Origin of the sequence: Nonomuraea thailandensis (assembly GCF_024172165.1) — a bacterium.
Taxonomy (GTDB): domain Bacteria; phylum Actinomycetota; class Actinomycetes; order Streptosporangiales; family Streptosporangiaceae; genus Nonomuraea; species Nonomuraea thailandensis.
In genome coordinates this window covers 1,958,548-1,973,040 of record NZ_JAMZEB010000002.1, presented here as the reverse complement: position 1 = coordinate 1,973,040, position 14,493 = coordinate 1,958,548, and the positions used below count along the sequence as shown (strand labels likewise).

Below are 14,493 nucleotides of genomic sequence, written 5' to 3'. Positions count from 1 at the left end.
CGCCTGGGCGCCCGCCCCTTTCCGGTTCACTGCACGCGGTTCACTGCACGCGGTTCACCTCGACGGGGTCGTTGTCGAAGGCGTGCAGCAGGAGGTGGGCCATGGTGAACCGGCCCGACGGCGAGAGCAGGTCCGGCTTCCAGTCGGGCCGGCGGACGATCGAGTGCCGGCTGCCCTCCATGGCGCGGTGCATGACCTCGGCGACGATCCGGCCGCCGACGCCGGTCAGCACCCCGTTGTTGAGCTCCGCCTCGCGCAGGACGTAGAACCACAGCGGCGTGTGGTCGACGATCCGGCTCTTCTCGCCGTCGCTGAGCCCGCCGAGGTCGGCGCCCCCTTCGCCGGTGAGGATGTCCCGGGTGCTCAGCGGGCTGAGCTTGGTGAACTGCTGGATGAACTGCGCCGCCTGCTGACCGCTGGCGAGCCGCACCATGTCGGCTCTGACCAGGTTGCGGAAGGCCAGGTTCCGCTGGAGGCCCGGCGGGATGCCGTCCGTGAGCCGGCCGCCGAACGTGCCGGGCGGGAGCTCGCCGAGGAAGTGGCCCAGCAGCGTGTCGATGCGCTTGGCGCGGTTGAGGCCGCTCGCCGGGGGCGCGAACGCGGGCCCGGCTTCGCCGTCCCCGGCCAGGTCGAACAGCCGCCGCCAGTCCGGGATCCAGTTGGACGGCAGCCGGTTGTCGCCGTTCAGGTCGCCGCCGGTGCCGGAGAACGTGAAGAGCAGCTCCAGGGTCGCCGGGATCCCGGCCGAGTTGAAGACGCTGTTCCACTCGTAGGTGTCGCGCACCATGCTGTGCCCGAGCCGGAACGCCGCGATCGAGAACTCGATCGGCATCGTGGGCAGCCGTCCCGGCACCACGGTGGCGTACCGGTTGCCGTTCGCGCCGCCGTTGCCGTACGCGTCGTGGTACGGGTCGACCGGGACCTCGAAGATCTGGCGGCCGCGGGTGAAGACCTCGTCGACGATGGCGGGGTCCACGATCCTCGGCAGGTAGTCGTGGCGCAGCACCCACTGGTAGTGCAGGACGACCTTCTCCCGCGCCTTGTCGAACAGCAGCGCGCTGGAGGTGCCCCGCCGGACCAGGTCGTCCACGATCCGGTTGTGGAAGCGGATGAAGGCCAGGTGGATCTGCGCCACCGCGAGGTTCTCGTCGTTGCGCGGGTCCGGGATCAGCGCCTCGTCGCTGCCCTGCATCCTCGCCAGGTCGAACCCGTCGAAGTCCCGCAGGTCGCCCACGCCGGCGGTGGGGCCGGTGCGCAGCCGCATGCCGTCCGGCTCGTAGCACCTGACGCTGTCGGGGTGGCCGGGGCCGAAGCCGTACAGGGAGTCCAGGTCGAGAGCCGGCGAGCGGCCCTGCATGAGCTGCTCGACGGTGACCTGCTCACCGAGGAGCCTGTCGGTCCGGTCCATGGTGAGGTCGTGGTCGACGAACTGGCCGAGGTAGGTGTAGCCGGCGGGGATCTCGGAGTCCGGCTGCCCGGTCTCGCCGGCCGGGACCATGGCCGCGGCGATCCGCCCGGCCAGCGACGTGTCCACGGTGCCGCCGGCCGGAGGGGCGCCGTCCTGGGGCACGAGACGGGAGAAGCGGAAGTGCCGCAGCTCCTCCCACGTCGAGGGCCGCCGGCGGCCTGCCCCCGCGTCCGGCTGGTAGATGCCCTCGTCGGTGAGGTAGTACTCGGTGCGCTGGTGACGGTTCATGTGCGGTCGGCTCCTTCTGAAGGTCGCGGTCGCGAGCGCCTAACCCGCACCAGAGCGAACGGGTGCCACCTTGATACCGGCGGTCAGGACGGCAGGGTCGTGTCCGCCCCCATGCAGACGAACCCGGCCGCCACGGCGTAGGCCGCCAGGTCCTCCCCCGCCACCTGCTGCTGCGCCTGCGCGAGCGCGGCGGCCGTGGAGTGACCGGCGGCCAGCAGCTTGTGCAGGGCGATCATGAGGGTGGTGCTCTCGAGATCCAGGATCGACAGGACGGGGGCCACGATGGTGCGGGTGCCCAGGGCCAGGAACGTGGCGCTGAGCCCGAGCAGCTCGTCCCCGGGGCGGACGACGAAGCGGCCGCTGTCGCAGGCCGCCAGGATCACGATCTCCGGCGGGTGGCGCAGGCGTTCCACGTCGTAGACGGTGAGCGGGCCGTCGGCCAGGCGGAGGGAGGAGAACAGGGGGTTGGTGGGGTGGACGTGGCCATGCGCGGCGATGTGCGCCAGCCTGGCGCCGTCCAGCGCGGCCAGCACCGCCTCCGTGCCGGCGGCCGCGTCGACCAGGGCGGGCACGGAGTGGATGGAGGCGACCCCCTCGGCCTCCGCACGGGCGCCGGGCAGCCCGGGCCCGGCCGCCGCCAGCACCCGCCCCGGCCCCCGCACCCCGGCGCCCGCCTGCCCTCCAGCCGGCCTCGGCATCTCACCTGCGTGGTCTCCACCCGGCCTCGGCGCCTCACCTGCCTGTTCCCCGGCGAGCCGCGGGGTCCCGCCCGCCTGGTTTCCGGCGTGCCACAGGGTCGCCGAGGGTGACAGGCACAGGGGGCGGCCCGCGCACGACGGCAGCACCGACCACGGCAGCGCCTGGACGGGACCGCTCGGCACCAGCACCAGCGGCCGGTCCCCCACGTCGGCGGCGAGGGGCCGCATCAGCAGCGCGTCGAGCCGCTCCGCGCTGGCACGCAGCAGCAGCTCCGCGGCGTCCTGGCTACCTGGGAGCGACTGCCGCCTGGCCATCCGGCGCAGGGCGAACGGCACGCGTTCGACGAGCGCGCGGATCGGCCCCAGCGGCCCGAGCTCCCGCAGCCGGACCCGGCCGTCCACCACCGTGATGGCGTGCACCACCTCGTCGACGTGCACGAACTCGACGAGCGCCCGCTCCCCCAGCGCCCGCCCCAGCTCGCGGTGCGGCACCGGCGCGGCCAGCGCGGCCCCTTCGGCGTGGTGGCGGCAGTAGTCGCGGATCTCCCGCTCCAGCTTCACCTGCCGCTCGGTCAGGGCGGCGAAGTCCTCACCGGCGCCGCGCCGCCTGGCGATGTCGGCGACCACGATCCGGAGCTCGGCCAGCGCCCCGGCCAGCCGCGGGTCGTTCGGCGGCCGGGCCGGCTTCATCAGCAGGTGCCTGGCCCGGCCCTGCTCCGCCCAGGCCAGCACCTCCTCCGGCCGGCCGTCGCTCAGCGCCATCCGCAGGCCCAGCTCGGCCGCCTCGACCCGGAACCCGGACGCGTGCGCCCGCAGATCGGTCGCCCCCAGCGTGGCCCGGTGCTCGTCGTGCACGCGTAACGCGGTGCGCAGCGCGCTCCTGGCGCCGCGCCGGTTGCCCCGCGCGAGCCGTACCAGCGCCTCGGCGTGCCAGGCGGGCACGCGCTGGATGGCGGGCCCCCGCAGCCGCCGCCGCGCCGCGAGCTCGAGCTGCCGCTGGGCCCGCTCGTCCCAGCCGCGCTCCATCGCCAGGCTCGCGGCCAGCATGCGGGCCTCCACCTCGGAGGAGAGCAGGCGGGCCGCGGCCAGCTCGGCGGCGCACCGCTCCACCCGCTCCACGCTCACCCGGGGAGTGCCCGCCGCGGCCGACGACCTCAGCGCCACGAACCTGGCCGCCACCGCCCACTCCGGCCGGTGCTGCCGGCCGAAGCCGAGCGCCGCGCGGCGGGCCTCGCGGACCGCCTGCTCGTGGTCGCCTTCGAGGTAGGCCGTGCGCGCGAGCAGCAGCCGGGCCTCGGGCACGCCCACCGTGCGCTTGCGCCGCCCGAACTCGGCCAGCGTCTCCTCGGCCGCCTCCCTGGCCTCCGCGATGAGCCCGGCCGACAGCAGCAGCTCGGTCCTGTCGGCCAGCGTCCAGCAGAGCTGGTGCGTGTCGAGCCCGCGGAAGCGCTGCTCGGCCATGTCGAGGTAGCGCAGCGCGGCCGGCACCTCGCCGCGCAGGGCGCTGAGCCAGCCGAGGTTCTGCCAGGCGATGGCCAGGGACAGGTCCAGGCCCAGCCGGCGGCACAGCCGCTCCGCCTCGTGCAGGTCGTGCTCCGCCGCGCCGAACTCGTTGCGGAAGCCGTGCACGATCCCGCGGTTCGACAGCACCCGCTGCAACCACAGGTGGTCCCCGGCCTGGAGCAGCGCGGGCACCGCGAGGCGGTAGGCGGCCAGCGCCTCGTCGGGCCTGCGCAGATGGTTGTAGATCACGGCCCGCTGGGCCTCCGCCCTGGCCCTGCCCGCGCCGCGCAGGTCGCGCAGCGCCCGGTCCACCTCGTCCAGCGCCTGCTCCATGCGCCCGCGTACGCACCAGACGAAGGACAGGCGCAACCGCGCCTCCGCGGCCAGCTCCGGCGACCCGGCCCGCTGGGCGAGCCGGATGGACTCACGCAGGTGCCGGGCGGCGACGTGCAGATCCGTCACGTGCAGCGCCGCGATGCCCAGGGCGCGCGCCGCCACGGAGGCGAGCGCGAGGTCGCCTTCGTCCCGCGCGCGCCGCGCCGCGCCGGCGGCCACGACCATCAGGCGGGCAGGGTCGGACTCGGCGAGCCGCAGCAGCTCCGCGCCCGGATCGGAAGGGCTCTGACTCACTCACGGGAGTGTGCCGCGAAATCGGCCCCGTGTGATGTATCAACCCGGCGACAACTGCTCTCTGTTTTTCGGCGCGCGCTATCACCACACCCCAAGGAGACAGCGATGGCCGACTACAACGTGGTCAGGCGCCGGATCGAGGCGTTCCGCAGCGACGAGATCGTGCTCGACCCGAAGGACCTGCGACAGGTGCGTCAGAGGCTCGACGCGCTCCGGATCACGATGACGCCCCTCGCCACCAGCACGCGGCTCGGCCTGCACCGGTACAGGCTGGGCGGGCTCGCCACGGGCGTCGAGTCGCTCGATCCCGGTCTCGTGGCGCGGGTCAGGGCGGCGGCCGCGGGCACGTACATGGAGGGCGAGACGCCCGCTCCCCTGGACCTGCTGCTGTTCCATCTCCGTGAGGCGTCGGCCGCCGGGCACCGGGGCTACCAGCCGGTGGTGGCGAAGGTCCGGGTCTACGAGAACATCGAGGGCTCGCCGTACAGCGGGGGCAGCGCCGGCGATCCGCAGCCCATCCCCGCGTTCGAGCTGCGCCCGCCGTCGGAGAGCACCCGGCGGCGGCCCCGCATCGGCATCCTCGACACTCCGCTCCATCCGCACCCGCAGCTCGCCGGGCGGTACCTGCTCGGGACCCCCGACGCGCTGCTCCCGGAGCAGGAGCAGCAGGTGTCCTTCAGCGGGCACGCCCTCTTCGTCGCCTCGGTGGCGGCGCGGCAGGCGCCGGACGCCGAGTTCGTCATCTATCCCGTGCTGGACGCCAAGACGCTGACCACGGGCTCCTGGGAGCTGGCCACCACGATGGTCGGCACGCTGGACGACGACCTGGACATGATGATCATCGCGCTGGGCGGCGCCACGGCCGACGGACGGGAGCCGCTGGTCCTGGCCCGCGCCTGCGAGCGCACGAGCGGCATCGTCAAGGTCGCCGCCCTGGGCAACAACGGCCAGAACAGGGCCGCGGCGCCCGAGGGCACCCAGTTCTCCGAGCTGCCCCCGAACACGCCGATCTGGCCGGCCGCCAGCTCCACGGTGATCGCGGTCGGCGCCCGGAACGAGGCGGGCGACGCGGCGGCGTACTTCTCCCCGACACTGGAGGAGGCGCCCTGGACCGACTGCACCGCGCCCGGCATGCACCTGCCCGGGCTGTTCCTGCCCGGCAGGGTGTGGATGGCCGACCTCGACGTGGTGGCGGGGGTGGTCAAGGTGACGGACCGGTGGGCCGACTTCCCCGCCCCGGGGCACGCCACGTGGAGCGGCACCTCGTTCGCGGCCGCGTACGCCGGCGGCGCCATCGCCCAGAAGGCCTACGAACAGGGAGTGTCCGTCCGGGAGCTGGCGGACGAGCTGTTCTGGGAGGACCCTGATAGGGCCCCGACAACGTTCGACTCCGCCGCACCCGCCGGCATCGACATCGTGCGGTTCATGAAGTGACGGCGGAGGCGTCTGCGAAGGACCTGCCCATGCCGGAGGATTTCGCGGTGGACGCCCTGGTCGTCCGCGCCCGCTCGGGTGACCAGCGGGCGTGGGACCGGCTCGTCGAGCGGTACGCGCCCATGCTCTGGTCGATCTGCAAGGCGTACGGCCTGGACCGGCGGGACATCGACGACGTCGCCCAGCACGTGTGGATGCGGGCCGTGGAACACCTGTCGCGGTTGCGGGACCCGGAGCGGCTGGGCTCCTGGCTGGCCACCACGACGAAACGCGAGTGCGTCCGCGTACGCAGGGCCAGGCGCAGGCAGGACACCGCCGAGTACCCGCTCGACACCGCCACCACCGCGGACGACCAGGGCGACGACATCACGCGGGCGGTGGAGGAGGCCGAGCGCAACGCCGTGCTGCGCGCGGCCTTCGCCGAGCTGCCGCCCGGCTGCCAGCGGCTGCTGGCGCTGCTCATGCTGGAGATCCCCTATGCGGAGATCTCCGCGCGGCTCGGCATGGCCGTGGGCAGCATCGGCCCCACCCGGTCGCGCTGCCTGGCGAGGTTGCGCGCCAACGCGGCGCTGTCCGCCCTGATGGGGGCCGACATGGATGTGCGGGAAGGTGATAGCCATGTCTGAGGCGTGGGACGACCACGAGCTTGTTTCCCGGCTCCGCGCGGCCATCAGGGCCGCCGAAGCCGTCCCACGCGATTTCGTCGAGGCGGGGAAGTCGGCGTTCGCCTGGCGTGACCTCGATCTCGACGTGGAGCTGGCCGAGCTGACCTACGACTCGGCCATGCACCGCGAGGAGGAGGCGGCGGCGCTGCGCGCGGACTCCGCCGTCCTGCGCGCGCTCACGTTCGCCGCCCACCAGCTCACCATCGAGCTGGAGATCACCGAGGGCGCCCTGCTCGGCCAGGTGGTGCCGCCGCAGGCGGGAGAGATCCGCGTGCAGGGCGGGTCGGGGAACGGGGGGCCGCTGGAGATCGACGACATGGGGGTGTTCGTCATCCGCGGCAAGCCGGACGGCCCGTTCCGCCTGCACTGCCGCACCCACACGGGGCTGGACGTGACGACGAGCTGGTTCACGCTGTAGGCCGTCCCTGCCCGCGCGGAGGTCAGGCGGGCAGGCCGGGCTCCTCGCGGTAGAGCGCCACGAGCAGCGGGCGGGTCAGGGCGGCCATCTCGGCGGGCGGGCAGGGGCAGCCGCGCCGGAGCCAGTCGGTGGCGACGCTGAGCAGGGCGCCCGCCGTGAAGGCGGCCGGGACGTCGTGGGGGATGTCCGCGGCGCGGTCGGGGAGGCCGGCGCCGGTGCGGTTGGCGTAGACGGTCGCGGTGGCGCGGTGGCGGAGGTGGTCCATGACGCGGGCGCTGCCCTGCGGGCCGAGCACGCTGCGGTAGAGGCCGGCGTGCTCGGCGAGGTGCGCGAAGAAGGTCAGCAGCGTGTCGGGCGACGCCCCGGCCGAGCCCGTCCCGTCGCGGCCGGGGATGGCGTCGATGAGCTCGTCGATCATGGCGGTGCAGGCGGCCGCGGCCAGCTCGTGCACGTCGCGGTAGTGGTCGTAGAAGGTGGAGCGGCTGATCCCGGCCCGCTCGGCGACGTCGGCCACGCTGATCCTCGACAGGTCCCGGTGCTGGACGAGCTCGATCAGGGTGGCCCGCAGGGCCGCCTTGGTGCGACGCACCCTCGGGTCGGCCTGATCCTCACCGCGGTCTCTGGTGCTCGTCGTCACGCATGTCAGTGTAGTGTCCCGGACAATTGAAGGTTAGGCTACAGGTGTAGGGAAGTTGTGCTGTTGGACACCATGGTGATGGGAGAGCCTTGACCACTGATTCCACCGCGACGCTCCAGACCGCCCGCGGCTGCCCGTTCGCACCGCCGGATCAGCACCTGCGGTTCCTGCGCGAGCAGCCCGTCGCCAAGGTCGCGCTGGCCACGGGGCGGGAGGCCTGGGTGGCCACGCGCTACGAGGACATCCGGAAGATCCTGAGCGACCCGCGTTTCAGCGCGGACCGCCGCCACCCCAACGCGCCGCGGCTGAGCAGCGCCGACGGGCAGATGGCCGACTCGCCGCTGCCGAAGATGTTGCTGGAGATGGACCCGCCCGAGCACACCCAGGCCCGCCGCATGGTGATCGGCGAGTTCACCGTCCGCCGCATGGCCGCGCTGCGGCCGCGCATCCAGCAGATCGTGGACGAGCACCTCGACGCCATGCTCGACGGCCCGCGCCCCGCCGACCTCGTGACGGCGCTGGCGCTGCCGGTGCCGTCGCTGGTGATCTGCGAGCTGCTCGGCGTGCCGTACTCCGACCACGACTTCTTCCAGGTCCACTCGGCGCAGCTGCTCAACCGCGCGGCCACCGAGCAGGAGCGGCAGCACGCCGTGATGGAGCTGGTCGTCTACCTCGACAAGCTGATCACGGCCAAGGAGCAGGAGCCCACCGACGATCTGCTCGGGCGCCAGATCGTCAAGCAGCGCGAGAACGGCGAGGCCGACCACCTGGCGCTGCTCAGCCTGGCCTTCCTGCTGCTGATCGCGGGGCACGAGACCACGGCGAACATGATCTCGCTGGGCACGTACATGCTGCTGCGGCACCCGGAGTCGCTCGACGCGCTGCGCGCCGACCCGGACAAGGTCGGCAACGCCGTGGAGGAGCTGCTGCGGTACTTCACCATCGCCGAGCTGGCGATGGCGCGGGTGGCGCTGGAGGACGTCGAGCTCAGCGGCACCGTGATCCCCGCCGGGTCCGGCGTCCTCATGCTGGCCAACGCCGGCGACCGCGACCCCGAGGCGTTCGAGGACCCCGAGCGGTTCGACATCGACCGTGACGCCCGCAGCCACCTCGCCTTCGGCTTCGGCCCGCACCAGTGCCTGGGGCAGAGCCTGGCCCGGGTGGAGCTGGAGATCGTCTTCACCACGTTGTTCCGGCGCGTGCCCGGGCTGCGGCTGGCGGTGCCCGCCGAGGAGCTGTCGTTCAAGGACGACTCCACCGTGTACGGCATGAACGAGCTGCCCGTCACCTGGTAACGCCGTCCGTCCACCCGGAGCCCGCCCCGCTGTCACCGAGCCGGGCGGGCTCGCCCGGCTCGGTGACAGCCTCGCCGCCTCGGCGGGCGACCGCCAGCACGGCGCCGCACGCCAAGGTGGTGAGGCCGGCCAGCAGGGCGGCGGCGCCCAGGGTCAGCAGGTCGGGGCTGGTGAGGGGCTGGGCGCGGAAGGCCTGCCAGGTGACCAGGGCGACGAGGCCGGCGTACCCCAGGGCGGCGACGCCGATCAGGCGGGCCCGGGTGCGCTCGTCGCGCAGGATCGGGTGGCGGGCGGCCAGCCAGGCCAGCAGGAGCGCGAGGAGCAGCATCGCCTGGAAGCCGTGCAGGGCGACGAAGTGGGGGACGCGCAGATCCCCGCCGGTGGTGCTCCACTGGGTGATCGGCAGGCCGGTGCCGCCGTCCGGCACGCCCACGCTGTGGCCGCTCGTCAGCGGCACCGGCAGGCCGCCGGTCGTCAGCCCCGTGTGGGGCTTGCCCTGGAACGGGATGAGGAAGCCGAGGAACATGCCGGCGACGGCCAGCGCGAGCCCCGTGTGGATGGCGCGGCTCGCCGCCCGGTCGGGCCCCACCCGCTGGACGGTCAGGACGATCGCGAGCACCAGGTTGGCCAGCATCATGCTCATCACGCCCATGCCGAAGACGCGCTGGATCGCCTCCTCGAAGGGCTCCGTCGAGTCGTTGAAGTGGCTGAACGTGCCGCGCGCGGCCTGCACCGCCACGATCCCGACGTCGACGAACGCGGCGACCGCGAAGAGCGTGGCCATCCCCGAGGTCCACCGCCTGCCCCGGTGCGGCAGGGACAACATCCAGGCCAGGGTGGTCCCGTAGACGGCCAGCGACACCGCGAACTTCAACGGCTTGAGCCAGACGGGCGCGCCCTGCAGCACCCGGTCGTCGAGCACGAGCCCGGCCAGCGAGACGACGAGCAGGGCCAGCATCGAGGCCACCATGAGCATCAGCGGCCGGTGCCACTGCGTCACCCGGCGGCGCAGCTCGAACGGTGCGGCGGACATGGGGGCCTCCTGGGGGGCGCGGTGATGTCCGCTCCAGGGTCCGGCTCAGGGTGCCGCGGTCACATTCCCGCGCGCACCCCAGATCGTACGGGGGTCAGCACCACCATGATGTTGACGCGAACCGGATGAAAGGATACGTTCCGGTAGATTTCACGGTTGTCCAAGGGAAATCCGGTGAGATGCCGGTGCGGACGCGCCACTGTATCCGGGACGTAGATCCCGGGAGCCAGGTCGCTTGGTGGCCGTGACCTCGCTGAATGGGACGCGTCAACCCTGAGGAGGATCAGATGAGTGGACTCACCACTCCTTCCGCCGCCATTCCCTTTCCGCGCCTGCGCCTCTGGCTGCCGGCCGTGCCCGTGCTGCTGCTCGTCGCGTACCTCGTCCTGATGGACAACGGCGCCGTCTCCCAGACGGGGGCGTTCCTGCACGAGCTGATGCACGACGGGCGTCATCTGCTCGGCGTGCCCTGCCACTAGAGGGCGGGCGCATGGTACGCACCCTGCTGGTCAGGGGCCTGTGGGTGGGCCTGCTGGCCGGACTGGTCGCGGGCGGCTTCGCCTTCGTCTTCGGCGAGCCGCACGTGGACAGCGCGATCACCCTCGAAGAGGCGGCGGCTCCGGCCGCGCCCGGCCCGGGCCCGGCCGCCGCGCCCGGATCGGGCTCGCCCGCCGGGCACGCGTCCGGCGAGCCCGGCGGGCATGCGTCCGGCCAGGCGGACGGGCACGGCGAGGCGGCACCGCATGCTCATGGACATGATCACGGCGAGGAGGCCACGGTCTCCAGGCCGGTGCAGAAGGCCGGGATCTTTCTCGCCACCGGCCTGTACGGGCTGGCCATGGGCGGTGTCTTCGCGCTCGCGTTCGCGGGCCTGCGGGGACGGGTCGGGCCGCGCCCGGACGGGCGGCTGGCCCTGGCCACCGCCGGGGCGGCCTTCACCGCCGTCGTCCTCGTACCGTTCCTGAAATATCCCCCTAATCCACCCGGCGTGGGAGATCCCGGGACGATCAACGACCGCACGCTCCTGTACGTGGTGATCGTGCTGGTCGGGCTGGCCGCCACGGCGATCGGCGTGGCGACCGCCCGGCGCGTCTCCTCGGCGGACCCCTGGATCCGGTGGGCGTCGGCCGCGGGCGGCTTCCTCGTGCCGGTGGTCGCGGCGTGGGTGCTGCTGCCCACGGTCGACGAGGTTCCCGGCGGGTTTCCCGCGACGCTGTTGTGGGAGTTCCGGATCGCCTCGCTCGGGACGCAGCTCGTGTTCTGGGCGGCCTTCGGGGTGCTGTTCGGCTGGGTGAGCGACCGGGCAGCGGCCCGGCAGGCGACGGCCGCGCCAGCGCCGCCACCGCTTCCGGTCCCGCCCACGTCTCCGCCTCCGCCCACGTCTCCATCTCCGCCCACGTCTCCGTCTCCGGCCTCGCCGGGCTGAGCCGGGTGTTGTTCATCCGGCACGCGACGACACCTGTCATGCGCGCGGCCTGTTTCCCCGGCGACGTGGACGCGGATCCCGCGAGCCTGGCCAGGGCCGCCGCCCTGCGCCCGCTGTTCGCGGGCCGGGCGGCGTGGGTCTCCCCCGCCGGGGCGGCACGGCGGACCGCCCTGGCCATGGGGTTGGAGCCACGGGTGTGCGCCGCGCTCGGGGAGGCGGACTGCGGGCGGTGGCGCGGCCTGCCGTACGAGCGGGTCGCGCTGGAGGAGCCGGAGGCGCTGGCACGCTGGCTGTCCGACCCGCACGCCGCCCCTCACGGCGGCGAGAGCCTGGCCGCGCTCACGTACCGGGTGGCGGCCTGGCTCGACGCGACCCGAGAACCGGCCCGGCACGTCGCCTCCGCCTCCGCATCCTCATTCGCATCCTCATTCGCATCCGCCGGGCGGCATGCCCCTGCCTCCGTGCCGGCCGGACAGCATGTCCCCGTGCCGGGAGTCGTGGTCTGTGACGTCGGGGTCATCAGGGCGGCGCTCGGGCATGCACTGGGCCTGGACCCCGTGGCCGCCGCTCGCTTCGATCTCGCGCCCCTGTCCGCCACCGAGCTGATCGCCGCGCAGGACGGCTGGCGGATCGCGTACGTCAACCGAAAGGTCTGAGTCTTGATCGTCACCTATCCGTTCAGCGCCGTGGTCGGCCTCGACGACCTGAAGCTGGCGCTGGTGCTCAACGCCGTCTCCCCCCGGGCGGGCGGGGTGCTCGTGCGCGGCGAGAAGGGCACCGCCAAGTCCACGATCGTGCGGGCGCTCGCGGCCCAGTTGCCCGCCGTGGACGCGGTGCCCGGCTGCCGGTTCGCCTGCGACCCGGCGGCGCCAGCGCCCGAGTGCCCCGACGGCCCGCACGACGCCGGGGCCGAGGGGGTCAGCCGGCCGGCCGCGCTGGTGGAGCTGCCGGTCGGCGCGTCGGAGGACCGGCTGGTCGGCTCTCTCGACGTGGAGCGGGCGCTGACGGAAGGGGTGAAGGCGTTCGAGCCGGGCCTGCTGGCCGCCGCGCATCGCGGCGTGCTGTACGTGGACGAGGTGAACCTCCTCCACGACCACCTCGTCGACCTGCTGCTCGACGCCGCCGCGCTGGGGACGTGCTACGTCGAGCGCGAGTCCGTGTCCGTACGCCACGCGGCCCGCTTCCTGCTCGTGGGCACCATGAACCCGGAGGAGGGCGAGCTGCGCCCTCAGCTCCTCGACCGCTTCGGGCTGACGGTCGAGGTGAAGGCCTCCCGCGACCCCGCCGAACGCGCCGAGGTGGTGCGGCGGCGGCTCGCGTTCGACCTCGACCCCGGGGCGTTCGCGGCGCGGTGGGCCGGTGAGGAGGCGGCGCTGGCCCGGCGGATCGCGGCCGCCAGGGCCCGGGTGGCGGAGGTGCGGCTGCCGGACGCGCGGTTGCGGCAGATCGCGACGGTGTGCGCGGCGTTCGAGGTGGACGGGCTGCGGGCCGACCTCGTCACGGCGAACGCCGCCATCGCCCACGCCGCCTGGCAGGGCCGGGACAGGGTCACCACCGAGGACGTACGCGCCGCCGCCCGGCTGTCGCTGCCGCACCGGAGGCGGCGGGACCCGTTCGACGCTCCGGGGCTGGACGAGGCTTTGCTTGAGGAGTTGCTGGAGCGGACCTCCGGCGACGATGACGACCCGGACGGGCCTGATGGCGGCCCGGACCGGCCCTCAGGACCGGACGGCCCGGACCGGGCCTCCGGACCGGACGGCGGGCAGGAGGACGCTTCCTCGCCTGACGGCAGGCGGGGCCAGGCTTCCGGGCCCGACGGCGCGCGGAGCCAGGCTTCCCGGGCTGACGGCGGCTGGAGCGATGGGTCGGGCGGCCAGGCGGGCGATGATCGCCGGCACGGCTCCGGACAGGACGACCGCGCGGATGACGGGCGGCGAGAGCGTGCCCGCGGCCAGTCGGACGACCGCCGACGGCCCCGATCCGGCGCGCCGGACCGGGCGTGGGACGGCGCCGGCCGAGTCCCGCCCGGCGGCAGCGCGCCAGAGGGAGCGGCCGGCGAGCGGCGGGGGGACGGCGGCTTGGACGCGGTGCGAGCGGACGGCGGGGCCGGGAAGAACGGGGCCGGGGAGGGCCGCGCAGGGGAGGGTGGTCTGCGGGTGGCCGGGGTGGCGCAGCCGTTCCGGGTGCCGTTGCTGGAGGTGCCGGGGATCGGTGAAGGGGCGGCCGGGCGGCGGTCCAGGTCGCGGGCGTCGCAGGGGCGGGGCACGGGGGCGCGCCGCCCGTCGGGGCGGGTGCGTGACCTGCACGTGGCCGCGACGATGCGGGCCGCGGCGCCGTACCAGAGGGAGCGCGGGCGCAGCGGCCCCGGACTGGTGCTGCGCGGGGACGACCTGCGCGAAGTGGTGCGGGAAGGCAGGGAGGGCAACCTCGTGCTGTTCGTGGTGGACGCGAGCGGCTCGATGGCGGCGCGCAAGCGGATGACCGCGGTCAAGACGGCCGTGCTGAGCCTGCTGCTGGACGCGTACCAGCGGCGCGACAAGGTGGGGCTGGTCACGTTCAGGGGCGCGGGGGCCGAGGTGGCGTTGCCGCCGACGTCGTCGGTGGAGGTGGGGGCGGCGCGGCTGCGCACGCTGGCCACGGGCGGGCGCACGCCGCTGGCGGCGGGGCTGGTGCGGGCGGCGGAGGTGCTGCGCGTCGAACGGCTGCGCGATCCCGCCAGGCGGCCGCTGCTGGTCCTGGTGACCGACGGGCGCGCCACCGCGGGCGGTTCCGTGGAACGGGCGGCGTCCCTGCTGGACGGCACGGCCGCGGTCGTCGTGGACTGCGAGAGCGGGCCGGTGCGGCTCGGCCTGGCCGTACGGCTGGCGGCTCGCCTGCGGGCGCGGCTCGTACCTCTCGACTCGCTGACCGACCTCGGGTCGGTCGTCCACGACCACAGGACACGGGACCCCAGGACACGGGATCCGAGAACACGGGACCCGAGAACGCGCGATCGCGAGGTGCGGGACCCCAGGACGCGTGACCGCGAGGTGCGGGATCGCAGGAAGGCGGGTTGATC

The 14,493-nt window shown here is 74.1% G+C and carries 12 protein-coding genes; 8 read left to right on the top strand and 4 right to left on the bottom strand.

The annotated features are described in order from the left end of the window. Positions 1-40 precede the first annotated feature (40 nt). Complete coding sequence (locus HD597_RS13070) at positions 41-1,696, bottom strand: peroxidase family protein (RefSeq protein WP_253742288.1); 1,656 nt, start codon at positions 1,694-1,696, stop codon at positions 41-43. A gap of 83 nt (positions 1,697-1,779) precedes the next feature. Further along, entirely contained in the window at positions 1,780-4,527 is a 2,748-nt protein-coding gene (locus HD597_RS65790; RefSeq protein ID WP_253742287.1) for a CHAT domain-containing protein, read from the bottom strand. 105 nt (positions 4,528-4,632) lie between these two features. Here HD597_RS65790 and HD597_RS13060 point away from each other — a divergent pair, with 105 nt between their 5' ends. Genes HD597_RS13060 through HD597_RS13050 form a run of 3 tightly spaced genes read left to right on the top strand, consistent with a single transcriptional unit; the run spans position 4,633 to position 7,044 of the window. Beyond that, positions 4,633-5,961: a S8/S53 family peptidase gene (locus HD597_RS13060; RefSeq protein WP_253742286.1), complete on the top strand. Its 1,329-nt coding sequence runs from the start codon at positions 4,633-4,635 to the stop codon at positions 5,959-5,961. 29 nt (positions 5,962-5,990) lie between these two features. After that, positions 5,991-6,587, top strand: a complete 597-nt coding sequence (locus HD597_RS13055; protein WP_253742285.1) for an RNA polymerase sigma factor — start codon at positions 5,991-5,993, stop codon at positions 6,585-6,587. Beyond that, positions 6,580-7,044 (top strand): PDZ domain-containing protein, encoded by a 465-nt coding sequence (locus tag HD597_RS13050; protein WP_253742284.1) that lies wholly within the window; start codon positions 6,580-6,582, stop codon positions 7,042-7,044. The genes HD597_RS13055 and HD597_RS13050 overlap by 8 nt, the downstream gene beginning before the upstream one ends. A 22-nt stretch (positions 7,045-7,066) precedes the next feature. Here HD597_RS13050 and HD597_RS13045 read toward each other — a convergent pair whose 3' ends face one another. Beyond that, positions 7,067-7,681, bottom strand: a complete 615-nt coding sequence (locus HD597_RS13045; RefSeq protein WP_253742283.1) for a TetR/AcrR family transcriptional regulator — start codon at positions 7,679-7,681, stop codon at positions 7,067-7,069. Positions 7,682-7,770: 89 nt separating this feature from the next. Between HD597_RS13045 and HD597_RS13040 the strand changes: the two genes are divergently transcribed. After that, positions 7,771-8,976 carry a cytochrome P450 gene (locus HD597_RS13040; RefSeq protein WP_253742282.1) on the top strand — a complete coding sequence of 402 codons (1,206 nt, stop codon included), beginning with the start codon at positions 7,771-7,773 and terminating at the stop codon, positions 8,974-8,976. On the opposite strand, the gene HD597_RS13035 is transcribed toward HD597_RS13040, so the two are convergent. Further along, the gene (locus HD597_RS13035; RefSeq protein ID WP_253742281.1) at positions 8,966-10,009 is read right to left on the bottom strand and encodes a hypothetical protein; all 1,044 of its coding nucleotides are present in this window, start codon (positions 10,007-10,009) and stop codon (positions 8,966-8,968) included. The genes HD597_RS13040 and HD597_RS13035 overlap by 11 nt on opposite strands. Before the next feature lie 287 nt (positions 10,010-10,296). Here HD597_RS13035 and HD597_RS13030 point away from each other — a divergent pair, with 287 nt between their 5' ends. The 4 genes from HD597_RS13030 to HD597_RS13015 are packed head-to-tail and all read left to right on the top strand — an operon-like array spanning position 10,297 to position 14,491. Next, positions 10,297-10,488, top strand: a complete 192-nt coding sequence (locus tag HD597_RS13030; protein WP_185103800.1) for a CbtB domain-containing protein — start codon at positions 10,297-10,299, stop codon at positions 10,486-10,488. Positions 10,489-10,499: 11 nt separating this feature from the next. Next, positions 10,500-11,435 (top strand): CbtA family protein, encoded by a 936-nt coding sequence (locus HD597_RS13025; protein ID WP_253742280.1) that lies wholly within the window; start codon positions 10,500-10,502, stop codon positions 11,433-11,435. Positions 11,436-11,440: 5 nt separating this feature from the next. Then, complete coding sequence (locus HD597_RS13020) at positions 11,441-12,091, top strand: histidine phosphatase family protein (protein WP_308210603.1); 651 nt, start codon at positions 11,441-11,443, stop codon at positions 12,089-12,091. A gap of 3 nt (positions 12,092-12,094) precedes the next feature. Then, the gene (locus tag HD597_RS13015; RefSeq protein ID WP_253742278.1) at positions 12,095-14,491 is read left to right on the top strand and encodes a VWA domain-containing protein; all 2,397 of its coding nucleotides are present in this window, start codon (positions 12,095-12,097) and stop codon (positions 14,489-14,491) included. Positions 14,492-14,493: the final 2 nt, after the last annotated feature.